The sequence below is a fragment of the Streptomyces sp. NBC_01506 genome (genome assembly GCF_045040295.1).
Classification (GTDB): Bacteria; Actinomycetota; Actinomycetes; order Streptomycetales; family Streptomycetaceae; genus Streptomyces.
Map to the genome: position 1 here is coordinate 1,570,202 of NZ_CP109422.1, position 23,395 is coordinate 1,593,596.

29 protein-coding genes and 1 pseudogene are annotated in these 23,395 nt (G+C 67.6%); 18 read left to right on the forward strand and 12 right to left on the reverse strand.

What is annotated here, in order from left to right; translation table 11 throughout:
* The first annotated feature begins 13 nt into the window (after positions 1–13).
* The 7 genes and pseudogenes from OG329_RS06500 (at position 14) to OG329_RS06530 (ending at position 5,693) form a co-directional block, all read left to right on the forward strand.
* A complete protein-coding gene (locus OG329_RS06500; RefSeq protein WP_405801681.1) occupies positions 14–466 on the forward strand; it encodes an HNH endonuclease in 453 nt (150 codons plus the stop codon).
* 955 nt (positions 467–1,421) lie between these two features.
* Positions 1,422–2,657 carry a helix-turn-helix transcriptional regulator gene (locus OG329_RS06505; protein WP_405793365.1) on the forward strand — a complete coding sequence of 412 codons (1,236 nt, stop codon included), beginning with the start codon at positions 1,422–1,424 and terminating at the stop codon, positions 2,655–2,657.
* Between the two features lie 273 nt (positions 2,658–2,930).
* Positions 2,931–3,197 (forward strand): hypothetical protein, encoded by a 267-nt coding sequence (locus OG329_RS06510; protein WP_405793366.1) that lies wholly within the window; start codon positions 2,931–2,933, stop codon positions 3,195–3,197.
* Complete coding sequence (locus OG329_RS06515; RefSeq protein ID WP_405793367.1) at positions 3,194–3,754, forward strand: hypothetical protein; 561 nt, start codon at positions 3,194–3,196, stop codon at positions 3,752–3,754. Before OG329_RS06510 ends, OG329_RS06515 begins: the two co-directional genes overlap by 4 nt.
* A 301-nt stretch (positions 3,755–4,055) precedes the next feature.
* On the forward strand, positions 4,056–4,199 hold the full coding sequence (locus OG329_RS06520) for a hypothetical protein (protein WP_405793368.1): 144 nt from the start codon (positions 4,056–4,058) through the stop codon (positions 4,197–4,199).
* A gap of 41 nt (positions 4,200–4,240) precedes the next feature.
* Positions 4,241–4,329 (forward strand): annotated as a pseudogene (locus OG329_RS06525).
* A gap of 188 nt (positions 4,330–4,517) precedes the next feature.
* Positions 4,518–5,693 (forward strand): methyltransferase domain-containing protein, encoded by a 1,176-nt coding sequence (locus tag OG329_RS06530; RefSeq protein WP_405793369.1) that lies wholly within the window; start codon positions 4,518–4,520, stop codon positions 5,691–5,693.
* 58 nt (positions 5,694–5,751) lie between these two features.
* Here the strand turns inward: OG329_RS06530 and OG329_RS06535 are convergent, their stop codons facing one another.
* Positions 5,752–6,036 carry a winged helix-turn-helix domain-containing protein gene (locus OG329_RS06535; protein WP_405793370.1) on the reverse strand — a complete coding sequence of 95 codons (285 nt, stop codon included), beginning with the start codon at positions 6,034–6,036 and terminating at the stop codon, positions 5,752–5,754.
* Between the two features lie 185 nt (positions 6,037–6,221).
* Here OG329_RS06535 and OG329_RS06540 point away from each other — a divergent pair, with 185 nt between their 5' ends.
* From OG329_RS06540 to OG329_RS06550, 3 genes are all read left to right on the forward strand, one after another.
* Positions 6,222–6,530, forward strand: coding sequence for a hypothetical protein (locus OG329_RS06540; RefSeq protein WP_405793371.1), 309 nt, complete (start codon positions 6,222–6,224; stop codon positions 6,528–6,530).
* Positions 6,527–6,745 carry a hypothetical protein gene (locus OG329_RS06545; RefSeq protein ID WP_405793372.1) on the forward strand — a complete coding sequence of 73 codons (219 nt, stop codon included), beginning with the start codon at positions 6,527–6,529 and terminating at the stop codon, positions 6,743–6,745. The genes OG329_RS06540 and OG329_RS06545 overlap by 4 nt, the downstream gene beginning before the upstream one ends.
* 136 nt (positions 6,746–6,881) lie before the next feature.
* The gene (locus OG329_RS06550) at positions 6,882–7,316 is read left to right on the forward strand and encodes a DUF732 domain-containing protein (RefSeq protein ID WP_405793373.1); all 435 of its coding nucleotides are present in this window, start codon (positions 6,882–6,884) and stop codon (positions 7,314–7,316) included.
* A gap of 72 nt (positions 7,317–7,388) precedes the next feature.
* Here the strand turns inward: OG329_RS06550 and OG329_RS06555 are convergent, their stop codons facing one another.
* Positions 7,389–7,739: a VOC family protein gene (locus OG329_RS06555; protein WP_405793374.1), complete on the reverse strand. Its 351-nt coding sequence runs from the start codon at positions 7,737–7,739 to the stop codon at positions 7,389–7,391.
* Positions 7,740–7,774: 35 nt separating this feature from the next.
* A complete protein-coding gene (locus tag OG329_RS06560; RefSeq protein ID WP_405793375.1) occupies positions 7,775–8,050 on the reverse strand; it encodes a hypothetical protein in 276 nt (91 codons plus the stop codon).
* A gap of 190 nt (positions 8,051–8,240) precedes the next feature.
* Between OG329_RS06560 and OG329_RS06565 the strand changes: the two genes are divergently transcribed.
* The 3 genes from OG329_RS06565 to OG329_RS06575 are packed head-to-tail and all read left to right on the forward strand — an operon-like array spanning position 8,241 to position 9,507.
* Positions 8,241–9,077 (forward strand): Scr1 family TA system antitoxin-like transcriptional regulator, encoded by an 837-nt coding sequence (locus OG329_RS06565; RefSeq protein WP_405793376.1) that lies wholly within the window; start codon positions 8,241–8,243, stop codon positions 9,075–9,077.
* Positions 9,074–9,283, forward strand: coding sequence for a DUF397 domain-containing protein (locus OG329_RS06570; protein ID WP_405793377.1), 210 nt, complete (start codon positions 9,074–9,076; stop codon positions 9,281–9,283). The genes OG329_RS06565 and OG329_RS06570 overlap by 4 nt, the downstream gene beginning before the upstream one ends.
* Positions 9,284–9,297: 14 nt before the next feature.
* Positions 9,298–9,507 carry a DUF397 domain-containing protein gene (locus OG329_RS06575; RefSeq protein ID WP_405793378.1) on the forward strand — a complete coding sequence of 70 codons (210 nt, stop codon included), beginning with the start codon at positions 9,298–9,300 and terminating at the stop codon, positions 9,505–9,507.
* 63 nt (positions 9,508–9,570) lie between these two features.
* Here OG329_RS06575 and OG329_RS06580 read toward each other — a convergent pair whose 3' ends face one another.
* The 7 genes from OG329_RS06580 to OG329_RS06610 form a co-directional block, all read right to left on the reverse strand.
* Positions 9,571–10,929 (reverse strand): nucleobase:cation symporter-2 family protein, encoded by a 1,359-nt coding sequence (locus tag OG329_RS06580; RefSeq protein WP_405801683.1) that lies wholly within the window; start codon positions 10,927–10,929, stop codon positions 9,571–9,573.
* Between the two features lie 304 nt (positions 10,930–11,233).
* Complete coding sequence (locus tag OG329_RS06585) at positions 11,234–12,610, reverse strand: 8-oxoguanine deaminase (protein ID WP_405793379.1); 1,377 nt, start codon at positions 12,608–12,610, stop codon at positions 11,234–11,236.
* A gap of 169 nt (positions 12,611–12,779) precedes the next feature.
* On the reverse strand, positions 12,780–13,715 hold the full coding sequence (gene pucL, locus OG329_RS06590) for a factor-independent urate hydroxylase (RefSeq protein WP_405793380.1): 936 nt from the start codon (positions 13,713–13,715) through the stop codon (positions 12,780–12,782).
* A 3-nt stretch (positions 13,716–13,718) separates the two neighbouring features.
* Positions 13,719–14,117 carry a hydroxyisourate hydrolase gene (gene uraH, locus OG329_RS06595; RefSeq protein WP_405793381.1) on the reverse strand — a complete coding sequence of 133 codons (399 nt, stop codon included), beginning with the start codon at positions 14,115–14,117 and terminating at the stop codon, positions 13,719–13,721.
* A gap of 4 nt (positions 14,118–14,121) precedes the next feature.
* Positions 14,122–14,631, reverse strand: a complete 510-nt coding sequence (gene uraD / locus OG329_RS06600; RefSeq protein ID WP_405793382.1) for a 2-oxo-4-hydroxy-4-carboxy-5-ureidoimidazoline decarboxylase — start codon at positions 14,629–14,631, stop codon at positions 14,122–14,124.
* 152 nt (positions 14,632–14,783) lie between these two features.
* Positions 14,784–15,095 (reverse strand): helix-turn-helix domain-containing protein, encoded by a 312-nt coding sequence (locus OG329_RS06605; protein ID WP_405801684.1) that lies wholly within the window; start codon positions 15,093–15,095, stop codon positions 14,784–14,786.
* A gap of 62 nt (positions 15,096–15,157) precedes the next feature.
* A complete protein-coding gene (locus tag OG329_RS06610; RefSeq protein WP_405793383.1) occupies positions 15,158–15,409 on the reverse strand; it encodes a hypothetical protein in 252 nt (83 codons plus the stop codon).
* A gap of 138 nt (positions 15,410–15,547) precedes the next feature.
* Between OG329_RS06610 and OG329_RS06615 the strand changes: the two genes are divergently transcribed.
* The 3 genes from OG329_RS06615 to OG329_RS06625 all read left to right on the forward strand — a co-directional run bounded on the left by OG329_RS06615 (position 15,548) and on the right by OG329_RS06625 (position 18,203).
* Positions 15,548–16,414 (forward strand): TIM barrel protein, encoded by an 867-nt coding sequence (locus OG329_RS06615; protein ID WP_405793384.1) that lies wholly within the window; start codon positions 15,548–15,550, stop codon positions 16,412–16,414.
* 103 nt (positions 16,415–16,517) lie between these two features.
* Positions 16,518–17,408, forward strand: a complete 891-nt coding sequence (locus OG329_RS06620; RefSeq protein WP_405793385.1) for a 2-hydroxy-3-oxopropionate reductase — start codon at positions 16,518–16,520, stop codon at positions 17,406–17,408.
* A gap of 429 nt (positions 17,409–17,837) precedes the next feature.
* Positions 17,838–18,203, forward strand: a complete 366-nt coding sequence (locus OG329_RS06625; RefSeq protein WP_405793386.1) for a hypothetical protein — start codon at positions 17,838–17,840, stop codon at positions 18,201–18,203.
* A gap of 89 nt (positions 18,204–18,292) precedes the next feature.
* Here OG329_RS06625 and gcl read toward each other — a convergent pair whose 3' ends face one another.
* Positions 18,293–20,068, reverse strand: a complete 1,776-nt coding sequence (gene gcl / locus OG329_RS06630) for a glyoxylate carboligase (RefSeq protein WP_405793387.1) — start codon at positions 20,066–20,068, stop codon at positions 18,293–18,295.
* Positions 20,069–20,307: 239 nt separating this feature from the next.
* Here gcl and OG329_RS06635 point away from each other — a divergent pair, with 239 nt between their 5' ends.
* Together OG329_RS06635 and OG329_RS06640 are read left to right on the forward strand one after the other, a co-directional pair.
* On the forward strand, positions 20,308–20,973 hold the full coding sequence (locus OG329_RS06635) for a hypothetical protein (protein ID WP_405793388.1): 666 nt from the start codon (positions 20,308–20,310) through the stop codon (positions 20,971–20,973).
* Positions 20,974–21,006: 33 nt separating this feature from the next.
* A complete protein-coding gene (locus OG329_RS06640; protein WP_405793389.1) occupies positions 21,007–21,522 on the forward strand; it encodes a GNAT family N-acetyltransferase in 516 nt (171 codons plus the stop codon).
* Positions 21,523–21,544: 22 nt separating this feature from the next.
* Here OG329_RS06640 and OG329_RS06645 read toward each other — a convergent pair whose 3' ends face one another.
* Positions 21,545–23,269: an AMP-binding protein gene (locus OG329_RS06645; protein ID WP_405793390.1), complete on the reverse strand. Its 1,725-nt coding sequence runs from the start codon at positions 23,267–23,269 to the stop codon at positions 21,545–21,547.
* Between the last annotated feature and the right edge of the window lie 126 nt (positions 23,270–23,395).

The following is a 23,395-nucleotide window of genomic DNA, read 5'->3' on the forward strand; positions in this document are numbered from 1 at the left end:
CCGTGATGGGCTCATGTCATCCTGCAAAGCGTGCAAGCGAGCAGCGACCAAGGCACGTGCGGACACCAACCGTGAAGCGGTGCGTAAGGAAGCCCAAAGCTACAGACAGCGAAACCGGGACAAGATCAGGACTGCCCAACGGGCTTGGCGCGCTCTCAACAGAGAACGGGAGTCGGAGCGTAGCAAGGCATGGAAACTGCAGAACCCGGACGCACACGCGCGCCACAACTCGAAAGCGCGGGCTAAGCGATACGGAGCCGAACACGAGCCCTACAGCCGTGCAGCCGTGTTCACGCGTTGGGCTAGTCGCTGCTGCTACTGCGGCAGCGAAGCCACCGCCCTTGACCACGTCGTCCCGCTCGGGTTCGGAGGACACGACGTTGAACGCAACGTCGTCCCGGCTTGTTGGCCGTGCAACTCAAGCAAAGGCGGTAAGTCCCTCGCGGACTGGGTGGCGGCATGGTGACCATGGCGACCACGGACGGGGGCACGGTGACGGTGACCCGCTGCGGCGGCGCCCTGGTGGACATCCACGTCCGGGACAGCTCGGGGCGGACAGTCGCGACAGTGACGCGCCGAGTTCGGCCGGAAGAGAATGAACTCACTGACCTTCTCGCCAACTTCCCTATGACAGAGTCGAGTTGCAGAATGACGATGAATTAGATTGGCCGCTCAGCTAGATCACCCCCCGTGACCTGCGAATTACCCCTTGTTTACCTCCCGCTGTTCGCTTAATGTGGCCCAACCGGGGGATCAGAGGAACGGCCGATATTGCGTGGTGGGGGAATGAGTGAGGCTGTAAGAAAGATCCCAGTAGCAAGGCCAACTGCCGAGTTGCGCACGGAAATCTATACGGAGCGTCCCGGCGGGGCGTACTGGCAATGGCGAGAAGTAGCGCGCTTCCCACGGGCACAGGTCATCGTCTACACAGAGCATGAACTGGCCGGCGAAATGGCGTTGCATGGCCCCCGAGCTGCCGCATGGCTGGACACGTCACCAGCCAACCGCTTCCGCGTCATCGCAGCGTGCCTCACAACGGGCGCCACGGTAGGCGAGTGGACATGGGACCGGTCTCGCGAGACGAACCGCTGGGTACCCGCCGGGACACCTTGGGTCGTCTGGGACGACCGCCTGAGAGTCGAAGCCCTGGAAAGACAAGCACGCAAGACAGGCAGACGACACCCCGCCGCCTAACCCGCACTCGTCGGGCTCTCACATCCCGTACACACACTCCTACCTGCACAGCCCGAAGCCCCGCTGCACTCCCAACCTTGGGGGTACGGCGGGGCTTTCGTCGTGTCCCGGACCAGCCTCGCCGTGAACGCTGCCGCCCCGCCAGTACGTTGTGTCAAGAGGCGCGCGGGTATCAGTACGGGAGACCACGGCGGGCGTACCGTTGCGGAGAGGATGAGGGGCCGACGATGACGACAGAGCTAGCTAAGAACGTCAGGAAGCACCGCCGCCGTAGGGGGTGGAGCCAGGAACTTCTAGCAGAAATGGCCGGGGTATCGATCCAGACTGTCCGCAAGATCGAACAAGGCGGGGACGTGCGCACGGACACCCTGCACATGGTTGCGCGTGGCCTACAGGTCACCACGGCTGAACTGTTCGTTGCGGACTCGCCAGCCCCCGTGGTGGGGGACGAAGCGTCTCGCCGGAACCTGGTCGAGCTTCGCAAGGCATTGATGCCCCCGGTAGGGCTGGAAGCTCCGGTGATACTGGCAGCCGAGACCGGGGACGTTGGTGACCTACACCAGCGCATTGAAGACGTTCACGCACTGTATTGGGCAGACCGATACGACTCTGTTGCGCGACAACTGCCCGCGCTGCTGAGGGCAACCGAGGCCGCCGCCGCGGATGCCGAGGGCGACCAGGACAAGACGGAAGCCGTGCAGGCTCGGACTTTCTCGCTGTTGCTCGCGGGGAAGTACCTCACTCAGGTGAGGCAGTACGACTTGGCTTACCACGCTCTTGCGGAGTCCATCCGACTCGCACGGGAGAGCGGGCAGACGTTAACCGCCGGTACGGGCATCGTCGGCATGTGCTGGTTGCTTCTTCGGCAAGACAGGTTCGATGAAAGCGAAGCGCTTGCCCTACAGACTGCCGAAGCGATGGAACCGCGTATGTCGTCGGCGAAGCCGTCTGAACTTGCGGTGTGGGGGGAACTGTGGCTGCGCGTCGCCTCTGCCACGGTGCGCAACAACAGGCCCGATGATGCCGCCGTTGCTCGCCGAATGGCGGGTACGGCTGCGAGCGCACTTGCTCAAGAGCGCAACAGCTTCCCGAACCACTGGGGCGGCTTCGGCCCTATCACTGCCGAGATGAAAGCCGTGGAAGATCTTGCGCTGGACGGGGATGCGCGCGGAGTGCTACGGCGGGCGGACGAGGGAGTTCTAGGGGGCAAGGCGCTGAAGGCTCTGGGGAAGCCGACCGCGCCGAACTGGGGTCGTCACCGGCTGGACGTGGCGCAGTCCCATGTGGTGTTGGGATCTCACCAAGACGCCATGTCGGAACTGGCGGGGCTCCGCGAGAGCAACGGTGCGTGGCTCAAGCATCAGCCGCTAGCGCGGTATGTCATGGGTGATGTACTCAGCTCCCGCAAGCGGACACTTACAGCCGAGATGCGCGACATGGCTTCCTACCTGGGGGTTTTCTGAGACGTACCACGCTGCGTGGTAGTTGGTCGGTTACGCTCGGCGAACTACCGCGCTTGTTCCGTGGTTTGACTGGCCGTCACGCCTTTACGTTCATGGTCTACCCCCCATACCCCCGGACACGGGAGACCAGTCCATGAACCGTACCTCTGCCGACCGGAAGCGACGACGGAACCTGTACGACGCATCCGCAGGATGTTGGCCCGTCGCACACGCATTCCGCCACGGGCGGACCAAACCGACGCCGAGCACTCTGCGGGAGCCCGGAGCGTCCAAATGAGCGCGGTCCCGGCTGTTGGCGCTTTAGCCGTGGACACCGTGCGGGACCAGCTCGGCGAGTACTGCGGTGAGCGCGCCGGGCGGTGGTCGCTTCGGCCCGTAGGCGCCGGGAAAAAATGGACCACCGACCCCGCGAACGTGCAGCCGACCACGGTCGAAATGCAGACCTGGGTGTTCGCCCATCTGCGCGCCCACCCCGACCACTTGAGTTATGCCGAAGTGATCGAACGCCCGTGGGTCATGAAGCCCGAGGGTCTGACATGAACGGCAGCCCGGATCTGACGGGCTACTGGGCGGAAGTACGCGCCGAGGGACCGGTATACGGCACGGGCGAGATCGTGCAGCACATCCTCAGCACGTTCCAGACCATTTCCCCGGTGCTCGCACTGCGGTGGGTCCGCGGTGAGGCGATGCGCATCGTGGACCGGCTCGACCCCGACCCGGAACGCTCGGCATGGGTAACGCCGTGGATGCTCGTGGACCCCGCGCCCGTCCCCGATGGATGTGCCGAACTGTCTTTCTGGGCCGAGGACCCCGGCGCTTACCAGGCTGCGCGGGACCAGCTCAGAGAGGGGGCGCCGCTGTCCGTGGTGATAACGGACAACGGCTGCCGCTACACCTTGACTGTCTGGCCCGTTCTCGTCCCCCCGCCCGAGTGCGTTCCCACAGCGCGAGTCTCCAGCGGGCACCCCACGCACGGCCGCTCTGGTCACACGAGCCACAGAAGGGCCCGACGGGCCGGCTGGCTGTTGCTCACCGGCTATTCAGGGAGCCACCACCCGACCGACCGGGCCAACGATCCTACAAAAAGGGAGAGGTGAGCGTCCGTGTCTCTCACGACTCCCTTCGTCGCCGTGAATGCCGTCGCGATCCCCACGCTGGCCTTTACCGGCCGACTCTGAACCCCGCCCCTGTCGATTGAATCCAAGTGGATTCCACCTTCGATACTCACTTAGGGATCGGCAGGGGCGGCCACAACAACCGCTATCGGGGGGCTTCCCGAGAGTTCCGGTTTCCCATCACGGCCGGTTCTCACTGATAGCGGGTGCCCGGCTCCACCGTGACGGAAAACTGGAGCCGGGGCACACCCAAAGAAAGAGCGCGAGAGAAAGTAGAGGGCGCATGGCAGGGAAGAAGAAACCGGCACCAGTTGGCGATGCTATTCACACGCCGAAGGCAAAGTACGTAACAACGGCGGCGAATCCGACCGGAAATCGTGCCGAGCGGCGATTGGCGGCGAAGCTGGACAAGGGCAAGAAAAAGTAAGGCACTTCGGTCTACGCTCAAAGGCCCCCCATCGGGGCTGACCCCTTGTAACTCAGTCGGTAGAGGCTCAGAACCGTGCCGCACGTCACGCAATTCTGAGTGGGCCCCGGTTCGATTCCGGGCAAGGGGACTCCGCCCGCCTGAAGGACAGTGGCAGCCGGGCGGGTACAGGGAAAGACAACTGAGGGAGAAGTCATGATCGGCGTAGTTTCCAACGGCGACGACAAATTGCCCGGCCAGCCCTACCCCGGCCCGCACCCGCCGCCCACCCCGGATGGTGGCCCCGGCGTTCCCAACCCCCCGAAGGCTGTCTGAACAGTGACCACCAACGCACACCAGGAGCGCCCCAGCCGCAACGAGCTGGGGCGCGTCCTCATGTCCGAGGGTGCGCTCTCTTCGGATTGGGCACCTTCGTTCGCTGCCGTTCCCCGCGCCTCATTCCTGCCGGATCTCATCTGGCCTTTCGACATGAAGACGGGGCAGAGCGTTGCCGTCTCGCGATCCGCAGAGCCCGACCTATGGTACGGATACGCAGACTCGGACGTTCCCGTCGTGACGCAATGGGACGACGGACAACACACCGGTAATGAACCGGGAGAGGTGTCCACCTCTTCGGCATCGATGCCGTCTGTAGTGTTCCGGATGCTCAAAGACCTTGCCGTGGAGCCCGGCAATCGCGTGTTGGAGATCGGCACGGGCACCGGATGGAACGCCGCATTGCTGGCACACCGGTTGCGGGTTGAGAACGTAGTGACGGTGGAACTGGATTCCGTCGTTGCGGCAGAGGCACGTACGGCGCTGAACGCATTTGGACTCCCGGTACGCGTCATCGACCGTGATGGGCTCAGGGGCTACGAGGAAGGTGGCCCGTACGACCGCATCATTGCAACGTGCGGATTCCGCAAACTCCCCTTCGCGTGGGTTGAACAGAGCCGGCCCGGTACGGTCATCGTGGCCCCGTGGGGGACTCACTACGGCCATGGTGACGCCGTGGCCCGACTGGTTGTCGCTGGCGGCGGAGAGCGCGCCACAGGGCCGTTCACGGGTGGCGTGGAGTTCATGAAAGCACGAGCCCAACGGCTCTCGCCCGTCGTGCATTCCGACTACGTCAACGGCAGTTCGGCCGACCGTGACAAGTCATCTACTACCATCTCAGAGGACGACTTTTTGGGGGATCGATTCAGTCCCCAGCGGTTCGCTGTAGGGCTAAGACTCCGCGATTGCGTCCACGTCGTTGCCGAAAAGCGTGACGGCGAACTGCCCGTGTGGTTCTACGGGCTCACCGATCGCTCGTGGGCTTGCGTGATGTTCCGTGACGGCGACGAGGCGTCAGTCTGGCAGTCCGGTCCCCGCCGACTATGGGGCGAAGCCGAAGCGGCCTACCGATGGTGGGCGGAGAAGGGGAAACCCGGATACGAGCGCTTCGGGCTCACCGTGACAGCGGAAGGGCAGAGCGCATGGGTGGATGATCCAACCGACTCCTGGCCGCTCTGAACCGCTGAACCAGCGGCCCCGCCCACACGTCACGCCCATGCCACGTGGGCGGGGTCCGCTAACCCTCCTGCCGCTCGTCCTCGCCGGCTGGCTCGGCAACCTGGACGTAGGTACCCCGCTGCGGGACAACGAACAACAGGCCATCCGCAACAAGAGCGGCGATGGCTCGCCGAACCGTGGGGCGGGACAACCCGAACTCCTCACAGAGACGCGTCTCCGACGAGATCGGACGGCGCGGCTTCCAGTCACCCCGCGCGATGCGCGCCCGCAGGATGCCCGCGAGCTGGTGAAACGGGGGCTCGGGTGCCTCCCGCTCGATTTCGTCGTCTGGGCCGTAGTCCATGGGTGAACGGTAGCGGGACTTACTCAATAGGGCACAACAAGCCATGTCCCTTGACGTGCCTTTACAAGGCTTTACGTATCTTGACGTGAAGCTCTAGGCTCACCACGAGAAACGCCCCGGCAAACCGGTCCTACGCGGTTTGCCGAGGCTCCGCCGAAACAGCTTTCTGAGGAGCTGATCGACTTATGCGTGACCCTATCGCCCGTGCCCTGGTGTGGCTGCTGCGGCTGGTCCTGCCTGCCCGTGGACGCCACTGCACAACGGCCACCCCGCCCACTACCGAGCCCGCGCCCGTGTCGCCCTGGTCCCGTCCGTGGACCGCCCCGTCATCACGGGACGTGCGAGCCGTCTTCACGGACGAGCACACGCGAGAGCTGCCCGAGCTACAGCGCGAACGGGCATACGCCGCCGCATTCGCCCGGCTCGGCGTCGACTACGACTATCCAACAATGCCGCTCGGCAGCCTCGTAAACCGTGAGCGGGTGTCCGCATGACACGCGACGAACAGACAGCCGCACTCACCGCCGAACCGAGCCCCGCCCCCACCGGTGCACGCTGCTGCCGCTGCCGCAACTGGACATACGCGCCCGTCGCCGTCCGGTGGATTCAGCGCCCGAGCGGCACCGGAACGACCCTGTACGCCTGCCCGAGCCACGCCGTAGCGCTCAACGCGGGACCGACGCCCGATGACGTGGTGCGCAACCCGTAGACGCACACACAGATCGCAGACCAGCCCCGTCCGACACCGTGCCGGGCGGGGCTTCCGCGCGTCTGAATTGTGTACGTAATGTGAGGCTCGCGTGATAGGCATTGGCGATCTTTTGCGCGACCAGGGGAGGGACCGCGTGGAGCGGAAAACATGGATCATCACGGGGGTCGCAGTGCTCGCGTTCGGCGGAGTGCTGTCACTGTTCGAGGACGAGCCGGACAAGGCTACGGCCGAGCCCAAGCCGTCCGCCTCGGCGCGGCTGGTCACGGACGAGCCGGACGAGAAGCCGAGCGCGGAGCCGTCCAAGCCGTCCGGTATCCCGTCGCCCGATGCCGCACAGACCGAAGCCCTGATACGCGCGCTGCGGGCCGTAGAACCGGAGCTGGTGGCCGAGGACGATCGGGCCGTTGACCGGGCCCGGAACGTCTGCCTAGACATCACAGGCGGCAAGGATGCCGCGACCGTCCAAGGCAACGCCAAGACCCGGTTCGAGGGTGGCGCCGTGCCGAGCCTCACCGACGACCAGGCCGGCGACATCGTGACCGCCGTACGGTCATCGTTCTGCAACTGACCAGACAGCAAACAGCCCCGTTCGGCAACTGCCGTGCGGGGCTCTGTCGTTGGTGCTGACGTGCGCGTATGCTCAGAACTGGTAGTTAGAGGTGTTGGGATCTGCCAGGACCGTCCATGACTCCTCGCCGGTCTGTCCGACGTCGACCCGCCGCGCGCCGAGTGCGATCAGCCGGTCGATCTCGGCCTCGCGGTCCTCCGCGACGGTCGTCAAGTCCAGGTGGAGGCGGTTCTTGACCGTCTTGCGTTCCGTCGCGGGCACGGGCATGAAGCACATGCCGACCGGTGCGGACTCGTCGGGCCCGATGACCACCTCCCGCTCGCGCTCGGACAGCACCCGCCAGCGCAGCGCAGCCGCCCAGAAGCGGGCGAGGCCGGGGAGATCGTGTGTGTCGACGACGATGTGGTGCAGGCTCAGCGGCATTGGGGCAGTATGCGCCGGACCCGCTCCCCCGCGCATCACCAATTCCGCCGCCCCGCGGGGGGCCGCTGCTTTCGACGCAGAGCGGCGAGCGCGCGGAGTTGAACCCGTTCCCGTTCGGTCGCCGGACGGATGGAGATCCGCGCCGACTGCCAGGTGTGGCCCGAGGGACGGATCAGCCAGACCGTGAGTCCGGTGAAGGACCGGATGACACCCGGCATGTCCGCCCGGGGGTCGAACACCGCCATACCGACGCGCAGTTCGGGCACCGGGGCGGGACGCGCACGGTAGACGCGGGCCGCCTCAGTGTTCACGGGTTCCCGTGCACCAACCCTCAACGCGCCAAGGGCCGGGGCGTGTTGGGGTCCCTGCCGCTTGGCGGGAACACTCATACCGGACACGACCACTCCTCTCCGTAGCGACTCAATTACCCAGTGAGGCCAGAGTGGCGTACAGTTGAGATCCCTTCAACTGACCAGACGCGAAGGCGGAGTTGAGTCACGCATGGTCAACCGTAAAGAGCTGAACCCGGAGAGCAGCCCACGTGCGGCCTTTGGGGCCCGTGTCCGCAGGCTGCGGGAGAAACGTGGCTGGAGTCAGGAAGTCCTGGCCGAGCACGTGGGATGTTCCAGCCAGCATATTTCGGCTACGGAAACTGCCCGCAAGCCGCCAACCCTGCCCTTCTCGCGCAAGCTCGACATTATCTTCGGCACGGCAAATACTGGCGAATCATTCGAAAGCGAATGGCGCGAGATCCGGCACGGCAGCCTGTTGGAAGGCTTCCCTGAGTACGTCGGGTATGAGGGCCGGGCCGTAGAGATCCGGATTTACAACACGGGGGTCATCCCTGGCCTGTTGCAAACACCGGAGTACGCACGGGTGTTGGCGCACAGTGCCGTACGGCGGGGCGCCATCACGCCCGAACAGGCTGATGAACGCGTCTCCTTCCTGGCGGAGCGACAGTCGGCGCTGGTGCGGCCCCGCCTTCCCATGATCCTGGTGGTGCTGGACGAGAGCTGTATCCGCCGGTCCATCGGCGACGACGCCGCCATGGACACGCAGTTGGCGCGGCTGATCGAGTTCGCCGGGCGACCGAACACCATGCTTCAAGTCGTCCCGTTCGACATGAGCCACAGACCGTTTGATCTGCCCATCACGGTACTGACCATGGCGGATCGCTCGCTCATGTCGTACGCCGAGTCCGCACAACGGGGTCACCTCGAACGGGAAAGCACGGCGGTACTTCCCATGCTGACGGCCTACCATCAGCTACAGGCCGAATCGCCCTCGCAGGCGGCATCCGTGGCCATGATCAGCCAGTTACGAAAGGGCAACCCGTGACGACCGAATCTCCCCGTTGGTTCAAGTCCTCCTACAGCAACAACGGCGGCGACTGCGTAGAGGTAGCCGCCAACCTCGCCGACCCGCACGGCGTAGTGCCCATCCGCGACTCCAAGACCTCTGACGGTCCGACCCTTGGCATTCCCGTTGGTGCGTTCACCGCCTTCGTGACGGGCATCAAGACCGGAGAGTTCGGCACCGTCTGACCGAAAGGCCAACCGTGACAACCGAATCCCCCCGTTGGTTCAAGTCCTCCTACAGCGACAACGGCGGCGACTGCGTTGAGGTAGCCGCCAACCTCGCCGCCCCGCACGGCGTAGTCCCCGTCCGCGACTCCAAGAGCCCGGCAGGTCCGGTTCTGGGCCTCCCCGCCGGTGCGTTCGCATCCTTCGTGTCGGGCATCAAGACCGGAGAGTTCGGCGCCGTCTGACGCCCGCCCGCGACAGCCCCGCCACCGCTCCCCCTTGAGGTGACGGGGCTCCGCGACGCGCTGCTACGCGGCGAGGGCCGAACTCTTCTTCCCGCCCAGGTGGTTGAACACCAGGTTCAGCACGATCGCGACCACACACCCCGTACTGATCCCGGAGTCGAGCACCACCAACAGGTCCTCCGGGAACGCGTGGTAGAACTCCGGCGCCGCGATCGGGATCAGGCCGATGCCGACCGCTGCGGCGACTATCAGCGCGTTCTCGCCCTTCTCCAGCGCGGCCGTCGCCAGCGTCTGGATGCCGCTCGCCGCGACCGAGCCGAACAACACGATGCCCGCGCCGCCCAGGACCGGCAGCGGGACGAGTGCGATCACCGAGGCCAGTACCGGGCACAGGCCCAGCAGTATGAGGATGCCGCCACCGGCCGCGACGACGAAGCGGCTGCGGACCTTGGTCATGGCGACCAGCCCGATGTTCTGCGCGAAGGCGCTGCACATGAAGCCGTTGAACAGTGGGCTGATGGCGCTGCCGAGGGTGTCGGCGCGCAGTCCCCCCTTGATGACGCGCTCGTCCGCCGGCCGGTCCACGATCTTGCCGAGTGCCAGCATGTCGGCGGTGGACTCCGTCATACACACGAGCATCACGATGCACATGGAGATGATCGCCGCGATCTCGAACTGCGGTGCGCCGAAGTGGAACGGCGTCGGGAAGCCGACGAGATCGGCGTCCTTGATCGCGTCGAAGTTCGTCATGTTCATCGGGATCGCCACGACGGTGCCGACGACCAACCCCAGCAGGATGGCGATCTGTTGGAGGAAGCCGCGCAACACCTTCCGCAGGACCAGCACGATCAGCAGGGTGAGACCGGCCATCCCGATGTTCTTCATGGAGCCGTAGTCGTCGGCCGTGGCGTTCCCGCCCTGGGACCAGTTGAAGGCCACCGGGAGCAGTGAGACACCGATCAGGGTGATGACGGTGCCGGTCACCACAGGTGGGAAGAACCGCACCAGTTTGGAGAAGTACGGTGTGAGCACGAAGCCGAGCACTCCGGCGACGATGATCGCGCCGAAGATGACAGCGATGCCATCGGCGCCGCGTTCCCGTCCGATCGCGACCATCGGCGTCACACCGGCGAACGAGACGCCGTTGACGAACGGCATCCGCGCGCCGATCTTCCAGACGCCGAGCGTCTGGAGCAGCGTGGCTATACCGGCGGTGAAGAGGCTGGCGCCCATGAGGAACGCGGTGTCCCGGGCGTTCAGGCCCACGGCCGGCCCGACGATCATCGGCGGGGCCACCACGCCCGCGTACATGGCGGCCACATGCTGGAGGCCGCTGGTGAACATCTTGAAGGGCGGCAGGGTCTGGTCGACCGGATGCTTGCGGTCCTCGTCGGGTATCTCGGCGCGTATCTCGCCGCGTATCTCGTCAGGGGCGGACCTGGGCTTGGCTGGCACGGGTGTTCCTCCGGTCGGTTACGCGTCGGCGGCGACGCGGGTGTCAGGGAGGTGCTGCTGGGCGTGGAGAGGGCGCGATCATGCGGGTGAGCATGCAAAGTAGCGAGCCCGTGTTACGTACACGAGTCACCGCCCCGGGTGGTGGCGCACCGTCGTGCGGGACGCCACCACCCGGACGCGGCTGCCAGGAACCCCGCTCGGGCCCCGTGGCCGCCGGTCGAGGGCCGTCCCCCTCGACCGGACATCCGGAAAGATTCGGCGGCGGGCTCCGTCAGCCCGCCGCCGCGATCCGCGCGAGGCGCTGCGCCTCGGCCCGCGTCGAGCGGGCGATGGCGTCTTCGTCCACCGTGGTCAGGTGGTTGTCCTCCACGACGGTGTGGCCGTTGACGAGGGAGAGAGCGACGGGCGCGGCGGCCCCGAAGACCAGCGCGATCACCGGGTCGGCGATGGAGGAGTGGGCCAGGGTGTCCAGCTTCCACAGCACCAGGTCGGCGAGTTTCCCGGCCTCGATCGAGCCCAACTGATCTGCTCGGCCGAGGACTTGGGCGCCACCGTAGGTACCGAGGCGCAGCGCATGACGGGCCGTCAGGGCGGACTCGCGGTGCGCGCCGAGGCGGTTGATGAGCAGCGCGTTGCGCAACTCGGTGTGCAGCTCGCCCGATTCGTTGGACGCGGTGCCGTCCACGCCGAGGCCGACGGGAACGCCCGCCTTCAGCATGTCGGGCACGCGCGCGATACCGGCCGCGAGACGGGCGTTGGAGGACGGACAGTGTGCGACGCCCGTGCCGGTGCGGGCGAAGGCGGCGATGTCCGCGTCGTTCATATGGACGCAGTGGGCCATCCATACGTCGGAGCCGAGCCAGCCCGTCGACTCGAAGTAGTCGGTCGGGCCCATCCCGAACAACTCCTTGCAGAACTGCTCCTCCTCGACCGTCTCGCTGCCGTGGGTGTGCAGCCGTACGCCCTTGCGGCGCGCCAACTCGGCTGCCTGGCGCATCAGTTCGGTGGAGACGGAGAACGGCGAGCACGGCGCGACGGCGATCTGGGTCATCGCGCCGAACGACGCGTCGTGGTACTGGTCGACGGTCGCCTCGGTGGCGGCGAGCGCGCCTTCCAGCGACTCGACGGCGAAGTCCGGCGGCAGGCCGCCGTCCGACTGGCCGCGGTCCATGGAGCCGCGGGCGAGGGTGAACCGTATGCCTGTCTCCGACGCGGCCCCGATGATGGCGCCGGACAGATCGCCGGCCCCGCGCGGATACACATAGTGGTGGTCCATCGCGGTGGTGACCCCACCGCGCGCCATCATCGCCAGTGACCCCTGGGCGGCGGCGCGCGCCATGGACTCGTCGATGCGCGCCCAGGTCGGGTAGAGCGCCACCAGCCAGTTGAACAGGTTGTGGTCGGTGGCCAGACCTCGGGTGATCCACTGGTAGAAGTGGTGGTGGGTGTTGACCAGGCCGGGGGTGACGAGATGGCCGGTGCCGTCGACACGCCGTACGACGCTCGGAAGGCCGGCGGGGGCGCGGCCGGCGCCCACGGATTCGATGAGGTTGTCCGCGACGACGACATGCCCGCAGGCGTACTCGGTGTCGTTCGCGTCCACTGTCGCGATGGCACAGTTCTCGATGACGATGCGCGAAGCCGCCATGGCGGGTCCTCGTTCTTCCCATGTGGGTGGACGGATCCGGGGTCGAGCGGGGTGACGATCGGGATCCGCGGTTGTGTCGGTGCGCAGATGCCCCCGCTCCTCCCCCATATCGCCCCGCTTTCACGGGACTTGACGCCGGCGCGCGCGTCGGGGGTAGCGCGAGGTGGTGCTACAGGTTGGTCATGTCGAGCGGGATCCGGGGTTCGACGCCGTCGCGCAGGACGGTGGCCTCGATGAGGCCGTACGGGCGGTCGGCGGCGAAGTAGACGGCTCCGTCGGGGGTGTCGTTCTTCAGGCCGAACGGTTCGAGGTCGACCAGGAAGTGGTGGTTGTTGGGCAGCGAGAACCGGATCTCGTCGATCTCGCCGCGACTGTCGATGATTCGCGAGCCCATCTGGTAGAGCGTCTGCTGGAGCGAGAGCGAGTACGTCTGAGCGAAGGCGTGCAGCATGTGCTCGCGCGCCCGCTCGTAGGACTCCTCCCAGTCGGGCATCGGCTCCGCGTCGTCGGTCCAGTTGTAGCGCCATCTCGCGGACACGTCGGTCGCGAGTATGCGGTCGTACGCCTCGCGGAGCGTCGTGTACTTGTCCTTGACGTAGCCCCAGAACTCGGAGTTGGTCGAGTTGAGCACCGTCAGATCCTTGAGGCCCGAGATGATCTCCCACTTCTCGCCGTCGTAGGTGATCTGCGAGACGCGGGTCTCCTGGCCCTTGCGTACGAAGGAGTGCCTGGCCTGGTCAGCGCCGGCACCGATACCGGTGCCGGTGCCGGTGGTCTCGATGCGCTCCCAGGCGTACTCCTCGATCCGGATACGTGCCTGGTGGATCGGGTCCTGGCTGGTGACGAAGTGCCGGGCGAGATCGATGCCGAACCGCTCGGCGGACTCGATGCCGTACTCCTTGGCGAACGCGTACACCGTGTTCTTGGTGGTGTCGGTCGGCAGGACGTTGGCGTTGGAGCCGGAGTAGTGGACCTCCGCCATGTCGCCGGACAGGGCGACGGAGACGTTCAGATCCTTGATGTGGTGGGTGTCGCCGTCCCGCACGATCTTGACGACGCGGTTCTCCGCTTTGCCGTACTGGTTCTGGCCGAGAATGGTCGGCATCTGCTAGCTCCCTCGGTATACGGAGTAGCCGAACGGGTTGAGCAGCAGCGGTACGTGATAGTGCTCGCCGGGAGCGACGGCGAACGTGATCGCCACTTCCGGAAAGAACGCGCCGCTGTCCCGTAGCGCGGGGGCGTCCTGCTGTGCCTCGGCTCGCTTCTGGCTCTGAGTGTGGAAGTACGCCTCGGTCTCGAAGTCGAGCCGTACATGGGTCGTTCCCTCCGGCAGCGCCGGAAGATCCTTGCACCGCCCGTCCGGGTCGGTCGCCGACCGGCCCAGGACCACCCACGGCTCCCGGCCGCCGCCGCGGGCGCGGAGCGAGACGGCGACGGACGCGGCGGGGCGTCCGACACTGGTGTCCAGGATGTGCGTGGACACCGACGCGGTGGTTGCGGTACTCAAGGGATCACTCTCCTGCGTGTACGAGGCGGGTCAGCCGGATGCGGTTGATCTTGCCCAGCTCGGTGCGGACGACGGCCCGCTCCTGTTCGGGCGAGTTGCCGATCCGTATGCGGACCGCGTCCCGCATCTGCTCACCGGTCCTGCCGGTGGCGCAGATCAGGAAGACATGTCCGAACCTGTCCTGGTAGGCCAGGTTCAGTTCGAGCAGTTCCGTCTTGAGTTCGTCGGACGCCCCGGCCATGCCCCGCTGTTCGCGGGCCGAGGTCGGGTCGCCCGGCTTCGGGCGGCCGATGGGCGGGTGCCCGGCCATCGCCTCCGCCAGGTCGTCGGCGGTCAGTTCGGCCGTCGCGGTGTCACTGGCGGTGAGAAGGGTGTCGGGGGTGGCGTACGGGCGGTGGGCGAGCAGTGCGCTCCCCCATGCCGTACTGGCGCACACCTCGTGCAGTGCGGTCAGCGCCGCGCTGTCGGAGGAGGTGTTGAACCGGGTGAGGCCCGGTGGCTGTTCGGTCGTCACGGGAGCCTCCGTGGCTGTGCTTGACGGGCTGCGGGACAGCTAACGCCTTCACGAACATCACGTCAACACTTTGTTGAATTCTTTTGGGCGGTGGCGGCCCCCTGTCGATCCGGGTCGACCCGGATCGGTCCGGCTCGGTCCGGCTCGACCCGTCAGTTCGTCTGAGACCGGTTCAGATAGTTGTAGACGGTGAACCGGCTGACCCCGAGCGCCCCGGCGACGGTCTCCACTCCGTGTCGTACGGAGAAGGCTCCGCGCGCCTCCAGCGACCGCACCACGGACTGCTTGGTCCTGCGGTCGAGTTCCGACAGGGGCATGCCGTGCCGGCGCTCCAGCGCGACGAGGATGTGGTCGAGCGATTCGGAGAGCTGCGGAAGGCGTACGGCGACGACCGCCTCGCCCTCCCAGCTCAGCACGACGTCGTCGGGCCGGGCCAGCTCGGGCCGTACCGTCTGCGCGCCCATGGCGTCGACGAGCGGCTTCACCGCCGCGAGCAGCGGATGGTCGGGCAGGCCCGAAGGCTCGGTCACTTCCCGTCCTCCGCGATCACGTTCACCTGGAGCGAGACGCGCGTGGCGCCGGCCTCCAGGGAGCGGCGCAGCAGGGCGTCGACGGCCGCGATGACGGCGTCGGCGCCGCCTTCGGCGGTGTTGCCGAAGGGCCCGACGTCCACGGCGTCCAGGTCGGCCGTCCGGATGACCTCGCGGGCCACCACGGCATGGGCGGGGGCCTCGTCCAGGTCGAACGGCTCGGTCGTGAATTCCACTCTCAGTCGCACGCGCACAACCTACTGCGCCAGGCCGGGTGCCCAGGGCCGAAATCAGGGCTGCCCTCTTGACAGCCTCCCCGAATCCCAGGCAATCTTCCATTAAGCAGAAACTAACTTCCGCGATACGGAAGGAGCGCAGAACCCCTCATGGCCCCCGTCACGAACAAGCCCGGCTCCGAGCAGCGCTTCGATGTGAACCTGTCGATCCTCTTCACCGAACTCCCGCTCCTTCAGCGCCCGGCGGCAGCCGCCGCGGCCGGCTTCACGGCGGTGGAGCTGTGGTGGCCCTGGATCGAGACGCCCACTCCCCCGCAGGCCGAGCTCGACGCCCTCAAGAAGGCCCTTGACGACGCGGGCACCCAGCTCGTGGGACTCAACTTCTACGCCGGCCAACTGCCCGGTCCCGACCGGGGCGCGCTGTCGCTGCCCGGCGAGGAGTCGGACCGCTTCCGCGCGAACATCGACGTGGCGGCCGGCTTCGCCGCCTCGGTCGGCTGTACGGCGCTCAACGCGCTGTACGGCAACCGCGTCGACGGCGTCGACCCGCGGACGCAGGACTCGCTCGCCCTGGAGAATCTGGTCCTCGCCGCCCGCGCGGCCGACCGGATCGGGGCGACCCTGCTGATCGAGGCGCTGAACAGGCCGGAGTCCCCGCACTATCCGCTGGTGAGCGCCGAGGCCGCGATCGAGGTCGTCGACCGGGTCAACACGGCGACGGGGCTGGGCAACACCGCGTTCCTCCTGGACATCTACCACCTGTCGATGAACGGACTGGACGCCGAGGGGCTGGCCGAGGTCATCGACAGGTACGCCGACAGGACCGGCCACGTACAGATCGCCGACAACCCCGGCCGGGGCGCGCCCGGCACCGGCACGCTGCCGCTGAACGACCTGCTCGACCGGCTCCGCAAGGCCGGTTACGAGGGGTGGGTCGGCCTGGAGTACAAGCCGGGCGACCGCCCGAGCGCCGAGTCCTTCGCGTGGCTGCCCGCCGACGCGCGGGCCGCGCGCTGAGCCCCGGTCCGGACCACGCGGTGGACCACTCGGTGGACCACTCGGTCGAGCACTCGGACGCGGTGGACACGACGGAATCACGTATGCGAGAGAGGCACCCCCGATGAGCACTCTTCCCAAGGTGGCATGGATCGGCCTCGGCATCATGGGGTCCCCCATGGCCGAGAATCTGATCAAGGCCGGATACTCCGTGACCGGCTTCACGCTGGAGCGGGAGAAGCTGGACCGGCTCGCGGCCAACGGCGGCTCCGTGGCGCCGTCGATCGCCGAAGCCGTCAAGGGCGCCGATGTCATCGTCACGATGGTGCCCGCCTCCCCGCAGGTCGAGGCCATCGCCTACGGCGAGGACGGCATCCTTCAGAACGCCAAGAAGGGCGCCCTCCTGATCGACATGTCGTCGATCACCCCGCAGACGTCGATCGACCTGGCCGAGGCGGGCCGCGAGAAGGGCGTCCGCGTCCTCGACGCGCCGGTGTCGGGAGGTGAGGCGGGGGCCGTCGAGGCGGTCCTGTCCATCATGGTCGGCGGCGAGCAGGCCGACTTCGACGAGGCCAAGCCGGTGTTCGACGTACTGGGCAGGACCGTCGTGCTGTGCGGTCCGCACGGCGCCGGGCAGACGGTGAAGGCGGCCAACCAGCTCATCGTCGCCGTCAACATCCAGGCGTGCGCCGAGGCTGTGGTCTTCCTGGAGAAGTCGGGCGTGGACCTGAACGCTGCGCTCGACGTCCTCAACGGCGGACTGGCCGGCTCGACGGTACTGACCCGTAAGAAGGACAACTTCATCAACCGCGACTTCGCTCCGGGCTTCCGGATCGACCTGCACCACAAGGACATGGGCATCGTGACCGACGCCGCCCGCAATGTCGGTGCCGCGCTTCCGGTCGGCGCGGTCGTCGCGCAGTTGGTCGCCTCCCTGCGCGCGCAGGGCGACGGCGGCCTCGACCACTCGGCGCTGCTGCGTGCCGTCGAGCGGCTGTCCGGCCGCCAGGTCTGACGGCACCCTCGTCCGGCCCCCGAACTCCGGGTTGTGGCGGCGCTGACAACTGTCCTGTCGCGCCCAGGCGCCGCCGCAGCCCGGGAACCACCCGCACACCAAGCTGCTGTTACGCGGCCAACAGCCGTCCCTTCCAACGGCCCTCGTGAGGGGTGGCCGGTGGGAGGGACATCCCCGGGACCGTGGCGACGCGCGAGCCAGTGCGGTGGTGAGGGGGTGCCGGACGCCTTCCTGGCATGAAGGAAGGCGACCGGCGCTCACCGTCGCCGTCGCCACGGTCCCCACAGCCTCTTGCTGAGGCTCCGTCAAACGCCGTCCGGCGGTGCGAGTGTCCTGTCGCGCCGGCCTCGCACCGCCGGACGGTCTTCAGCCCGGCCGATTTTTCGGCCGGGCTCTTGTGCGACCTCACCGGGTGCGCACACTGAAGGAATGCGCCTTGCCATGTTTCTCGTCCTGTCCGCGGTGTCGGTCGTCGTCGCGGTCGTCCAGAAGGACTATTCCTGGTTGCTGGCTCCGGTCGGCCTTCTGCTGCTCCTTGGGCTCAATCCGTTCGAGCTTCGCAAGCCCCGCGTAGCTGTACGGCGGCCGGCGGGCGGTGCCGCCGCGGGAACGGCCGCCGGTGCGGCCGGTGCCGTCGGGGGTGTCGCGGCGGCCAGTTGGTGGGCCGACGGGCAGCACGCGCACGGCGGCGACACGGCGGACGCGAGCGGTGGGGACGGTGGTGGCGGGGACGGCGGGGGCGGAGACGGTGGTGGCTGCGGGGGTTGCGGCGGCTGTGGTGGCTGCGGCGGCTGACCCGCCCACGTACAACAGCGGCCCCCCGCACCGGAGTTCCGGGCGAGGGGCCGCACGTCGCGCGTTGTGACGGGGCGTCACACGAAGCCTCAGACCAGCGGCCTGATCTCCGTCGGCGCGTCGCCGGGCTCGGTGGCCAGCTCCTCCCACTCGTTCACCTGGTCGATCCGCACACCCATCGAGATGTTGGTGATCCGCTCCAGGATCGCCTCGACCACCACCGGCACCCGGTGCTCGGCCGCGAGCTTCTTGGCCTCCTCGAAGGCCGGCAGCAGTTGGTCGGGCTCGGTGACGCGGATCGCCTTGCAGCCCAGGCCCTCGACGACCTTGACATGGTCGACCCCGTAGACGCCCAGCTCCGGTGAGTTGATGTTCTCGAACTCCAGGTTGACCTGGAAGTTGATGTCGAGATTGCGCTGCGCCTGCCGGATCAGCCCCAAGTAGGCGTTGTTCACCAGCACATGGACGTAGGGGATCTTGTGCTGCGCGCCGACCGCCAGCTCCTCGAGCATGAACTGGAAGTCGTAGTCCCCGGAGAGCGCGACGACCGTCGTGTCCGGGTCGGCCTTCGCGACCCCGAGCGCGGCCGGGATCGTCCAGCCGAGCGGCCCCGCCTGGCCGCAGTTGATCCAGTGCCGCGGCCGGTAGACGTGCAGCATCTGCGCGCCGGCGATCTGCGAGAGACCGATGGTGGTGACATACCGGGTGTCGGGCCCGAAGGCGCGGTTCATCTCCTCGTACACGCGCTGCGGTTTCAGCGGCACGTTGTCGAAGTGCGTCTTGCGGTGCAAGGTGCCCTTGCGCTCCAGCACGGACTCGATCCACCGCGTACGGTCGGGCAGTTCGCCCGCCGCCTTCAGCTCCTTCGCCACCTCCACGAACAGCTTCAGCGCGTCCTTGGCGTCCGAGGCGATCCCGTAGTCCGGCGCGAAGATCTTGCCGATCTGGGTGGGCTCGATGTCGACGTGGACGAAGGTGCGGCCCGCCGTGTAGACGTCGAGCGCGCCGGTGTGCCGGTTGGCCCAGCGGTTGCCGATGCCGAGGACGAAGTCCGAGGCGAGGAACGTCTCGTTGCCGTAGCGGTGCGAGGTCTGGATGCCCACCATGCCGGCGTTCAGGTCGTGGTCGTCGGCGATGGTGCCCCAGCCCATCAGGGTCGGCACGACCGGGGTGCCGGTCAACTCGGCGAATTCCACGAGCAGTTCGGACGCGTCGGCGTTGATGACACCGCCGCCGGCGACGATCAGCGGGCGCTCGGACGCGAGAAGCATCGTGAGCGCCTTCGCGATCTGCGCGCGGCTCGCGGACGGCTTGTAGACGGGCAGCGGCTCGTACGTCCCCGGGTCGAACTCGATCTCGGTCAACTGCACATCGATCGGCAGATCGACGAGGACCGGTCCCGGCCGGCCCGAGCGCATCAGATGGAACGCCTGCTGGAGGACGCCGGGGACCTGGGCGGCCTCCAGGACGGTGGTGGCCGCCTTGGTGACCGGCCTGGCGATCGACGCGATGTCGACGGCCTGGAAGTCCTCCTTGTGGATCACCGCGGTCGGTGCCTGGCCGGTGATGCACAGGATCGGGATGGAGTCACCGATCGCGGAGTACAGCCCGGTGATCATGTCGGTGCCGGCCGGGCCCGAAGTGCCGATGCAGACACCGATGTTGCCCGGGTTCGTACGGGTGTAGCCCTCGGCCATGTGGGAGGCGCCCTCCACATGGCGGGCGAGCGTGTGGTCGATGCCACCGGCCTCTTCGAGGGCCTTGTAGAAGGGGTTGATCGCCGCGCCCGGCACACCGAACGCGTCGGTGACGCCTTCGCGCTTGAGGATCTCAACTGCCGCTCGGGCAGCGGTCATACGAGGCATGGAGTGCTCCTGCTTCGGCTGGTGGACTCGGGCTCTGTCGCGCCACCTGAGAGCGTCGATTCCGTCGATTCCGTTGATTCCACCGCTTCGGCCGCTTCCGCCGCCGCCGCGCCACATCGACAGTGCAGCTTTCGATTCCACAATACGGAAAGCTTGTTCTGCTATGTGGAATCAATCTAAGGTGCCTTCCGTGCGCCGTCAAGGGATGCCGGAAGCCCCTCCCCAATGCCCGTCCGTTGATGGACGATGGGCGGAACAAGGGGGTACTGAGAGTGGGCGAGAGCGTTCCGGTCGGCTGTCCCGACTGCGGGCACAGCCATGTGTTCACGGCGGCGGCCTACCCCTGCCCCTGTGGAGCGCCCGTCGTGGCGCCCCTGGTGGTGGGCGCGCCCGCCGTCCGCGTGGTACGCCGGAGTTGGGACGACGAGTGGGTAACCGTGAGCTGTACCGGATGCGGACGCCTCGACCAGTGGCCGCAGCCGGAGCTGGGCTGTCCATGCGGGACGGTGCTGCGGATTCCGGTCAGGCCGGCGACGTCGGGGACGAAGGGTGACGCCGTGCACGCCGCCGCGCTCTATCTGTGCGGGAGCGGCTTCCCGGACGTCCTACGGACCGGCGAGCCGCCGGAGAACGGCGTGGATCTGCGCGGTCCCGGCATCGTCGCCCAGGTCGATCTGGGCACCCGCCCCGCCGACGCGCGCGCCGTCGAGTGTCTGTGGCTCAACGCGCTGAGCGAGTCCGCGGTGAGCGCGTTCTTCTCCCTGGCGGGTTACGTGGACGAGGCGCGCGACCGCGCCGACGCCCTCGGGGTGCCGCTGTTCCTCCTGGACCCGGCGGGCGCCCCGCGACCCGTCAACACCCCTGCGGCCGAGCTCGATCGCTCACACGCCCGGCCGGAACCCTGAACCGCGCGCGCACCGCGCGGGCATACTTTCTCCATGCGAATCCGCCCCGCGGTCCCCGCCGACCTCCCCCTCCTCCAGGACATCGAGAGGGCCGCCGGTGAACCCTTCCGCGCCGTCGGCATGGCGGCGATCGCCGACGACGACCCCCCGGCCCTCGATCTTCTCGACCGCTATCTGCGCGCCGGTCACGCCTGGGTGACCGACGACGGCACGGGCCGCCCGGTCGCCTATCTGATCTACGACGAGGTCGACGGCGCCGCCCATATCGAGCAGGTCTCCGTCCATCCCACGGCGGCGGGGCGCGGGGTCGGCCGGGCCCTCATCGAGCATCTGGCCGGACGGGCGGCGAGCGCCGGGCTGGCCGGGCTCACCCTGACCACCTTCGCGGACGTGCCGTGGAACGCGCCGTACTACACCCGGCTCGGCTTCCGCACCCTCGCGGAGAGCGAACTCACCGACGGGCTGCGGGAGATCAGGCGCGACGAGGCCGCGCACGGTCTCGACCACTGGCCCCGGGTCGTCATGCGCCGTGCCACGACGGTGAGTTGACACACCGGACCGGTCCGGTGCGTCAACTCCGGTCGCCCTCCTCGTACTCCGCGTCCGATCCCGCCGCCGTCCGCTCCCGCAGCTCGATACGGCGGATCTTGCCCGAGACCGTCTTGGGCAGCTCGGCGAACTCGATGCGGCGCACGCGCTTGTACGGGGAGAGCACCGCGCGCGAGTGCGCGAAAAGCAGCTTCGCCGTGTCGGGACCCGGCTCCCAGCCGTCCGCCAGGACGACGTACGCCTTCGGCACATTGAGCCGCAGCGCGTCCGGTGCCGGTACGACGGCGGCCTCGGCCACGGCCTCGTGCTCCAGCAGCGCGCTCTCCAGCTCGAACGGCGAGATCTTGTAGTCGGACGCCTTGAATACGTCGTCGCTGCGGCCGATGTACGTGATGTAGCCGTCGACGTCGCGCGAGCCGATGTCGCCGGTGCGGTAGTAACCGTCCGCCATGGACTGCGCCGTACGCTCCGGGTCACCGTAGTAACCGGTCATCAGCCCGACAGGGGCGTTGGCCAGGTCCAGCGCGATCTCGCCCTCGTCGGCACCGGGTGCGCCGGTGACCGGGTCCAGCAGTTCCACGACGAAGCCGGGGGTCGGCCGGCCCATCGATCCGGCCTTCAGCAGTTGCCCCGGCGAGTTGGCGACCTGGACGGCCGTCTCCGTCTGGCCGAAGCCGTCCCTGATCGTCGCGCCCCACTCCCTGCGGACGGTCTCGATGACCTCGGGGTTCAGCGGTTCACCGGCGGCGACGGCCTCGCGCGGGCAGTTGCGCAGCAACCTGAGATCGGCCTGGATGAGCATCCGCCACACGGTGGGCGGCGCGCAGAAGCTGGTGACATGGGCGCGGTCCATCTCGGCCATGAGCCGCACGGCGTCGAAGCGGGTGTAGTTGTGGATGAAGACGGTCGCCTCGGCGTTCCAGGGCGCGAAGAGATTGGACCAGGCGTGCTTGGCCCAGCCGGGCGAGGAGATGTTCAGATGCACGTCGCCGGGTTTGAGGCCGATCCAGTACATCGTGGCGAGATGGCCGATCGGATACGAGACATGGGTGTGCTCGACGAGCTTGGGGCGGGCGGTGGTGCCGGAGGTGAAGTAGAGCATCAGGGTGTCGTCGGCGCGGGTGACGCCGTCGGGCTCGAAGTCCGCGGACTCCTGGCCGGCCGCGTCGTACGCCCGCCAACCGCCCTCTTCCGAGCCCGGCACCCCACCCCGGCCCCCGGCGTCAACTTCGGCACCGTCGCGACCGACCACGATCCGGGTGTACTCCCCCGGCACGCCGTCGAACTTCGCGGTGTCACCGGCCCGCACGATCACATGCCGCACCTCGCCGCGCTCGATCCGGTCCCGCAGGTCCAGGGGGCCGAGCAGCGGCGTCGCCGGGATGACGACGGCCCGCAGTTTCATGGCAGCGAGCGCCGTCTCCCACAGCTCCGTCTGGTTGCCGAGCATGACGAGCACCCGGTCCCCGGCCGCCACGCCTTGGGCGCGCAGCCAGTTGGCCACCTGGTCGGAGCGCCGGGACAGCTCGGCGAAGGAGGTGACGCTCTCGCTGCCGTCCTCCTCGACGATGTGCAGCGCGGGCCGGTCGTTGCCCTCGGCGATCACGTCGAACCAGTCCAGCGCCCAGTTGAACAGCGCGGGGCGGGGCCAGACGAAGCCTTCGTACGCCGCCGTGTAGTCCTCCCGGTGTCGCAGCAGGAAATCCCTGGCCGCGCGGAACTGCTCGGTCGCATCGACTGTCGTCATGTGCCCTCCTCATCGCTCGCCCGTTCACTAGCATCGTGTAACCGGTGACGTACGTCTCACCACCCCCTGACGGGGGTGAACCGACCTCGTCGCGCCGGCCGGAGTGAGCCGAAGAGAAGGAAGGCG

Coding starts and splice junctions, on each gene's coding strand:
- OG329_RS06500 (WP_405801681.1), top strand. CDS start 14: ATGTCATCCTGCAAAGCGTGCAAGCGAGCAGCGACCAAGGCACGTGCG.
- OG329_RS06505 (WP_405793365.1), top strand. CDS start 1,422: ATGACGACAGAGCTAGCTAAGAACGTCAGGAAGCACCGCCGCCGTAGG.
- OG329_RS06510 (WP_405793366.1), top strand. CDS start 2,931: ATGAGCGCGGTCCCGGCTGTTGGCGCTTTAGCCGTGGACACCGTGCGG.
- OG329_RS06515 (WP_405793367.1), top strand. CDS start 3,194: ATGAACGGCAGCCCGGATCTGACGGGCTACTGGGCGGAAGTACGCGCC.
- OG329_RS06520 (WP_405793368.1), top strand. CDS start 4,056: ATGGCAGGGAAGAAGAAACCGGCACCAGTTGGCGATGCTATTCACACG.
- OG329_RS06535 (WP_405793370.1), bottom strand. CDS start 6,036: ATGGACTACGGCCCAGACGACGAAATCGAGCGGGAGGCACCCGAGCCC.
- OG329_RS06540 (WP_405793371.1), top strand. CDS start 6,222: ATGCGTGACCCTATCGCCCGTGCCCTGGTGTGGCTGCTGCGGCTGGTC.
- OG329_RS06545 (WP_405793372.1), top strand. CDS start 6,527: ATGACACGCGACGAACAGACAGCCGCACTCACCGCCGAACCGAGCCCC.
- OG329_RS06555 (WP_405793374.1), bottom strand. CDS start 7,739: ATGCCGCTGAGCCTGCACCACATCGTCGTCGACACACACGATCTCCCC.
- OG329_RS06565 (WP_405793376.1), top strand. CDS start 8,241: ATGGTCAACCGTAAAGAGCTGAACCCGGAGAGCAGCCCACGTGCGGCC.
- OG329_RS06585 (WP_405793379.1), bottom strand. CDS start 12,610: ATGGCGGCTTCGCGCATCGTCATCGAGAACTGTGCCATCGCGACAGTG.
- pucL (WP_405793380.1), bottom strand. CDS start 13,715: ATGCCGACCATTCTCGGCCAGAACCAGTACGGCAAAGCGGAGAACCGC.
- OG329_RS06605 (WP_405801684.1), bottom strand. CDS start 15,095: ATGGGCGCGCAGACGGTACGGCCCGAGCTGGCCCGGCCCGACGACGTC.
- OG329_RS06615 (WP_405793384.1), top strand. CDS start 15,548: ATGGCCCCCGTCACGAACAAGCCCGGCTCCGAGCAGCGCTTCGATGTG.
- OG329_RS06620 (WP_405793385.1), top strand. CDS start 16,518: ATGAGCACTCTTCCCAAGGTGGCATGGATCGGCCTCGGCATCATGGGG.
- OG329_RS06625 (WP_405793386.1), top strand. CDS start 17,838: ATGCGCCTTGCCATGTTTCTCGTCCTGTCCGCGGTGTCGGTCGTCGTC.
- gcl (WP_405793387.1), bottom strand. CDS start 20,068: ATGCCTCGTATGACCGCTGCCCGAGCGGCAGTTGAGATCCTCAAGCGC.
- OG329_RS06635 (WP_405793388.1), top strand. CDS start 20,308: ATGGACGATGGGCGGAACAAGGGGGTACTGAGAGTGGGCGAGAGCGTT.
- OG329_RS06640 (WP_405793389.1), top strand. CDS start 21,007: ATGCGAATCCGCCCCGCGGTCCCCGCCGACCTCCCCCTCCTCCAGGAC.
- OG329_RS06645 (WP_405793390.1), bottom strand. CDS start 23,269: ATGACGACAGTCGATGCGACCGAGCAGTTCCGCGCGGCCAGGGATTTC.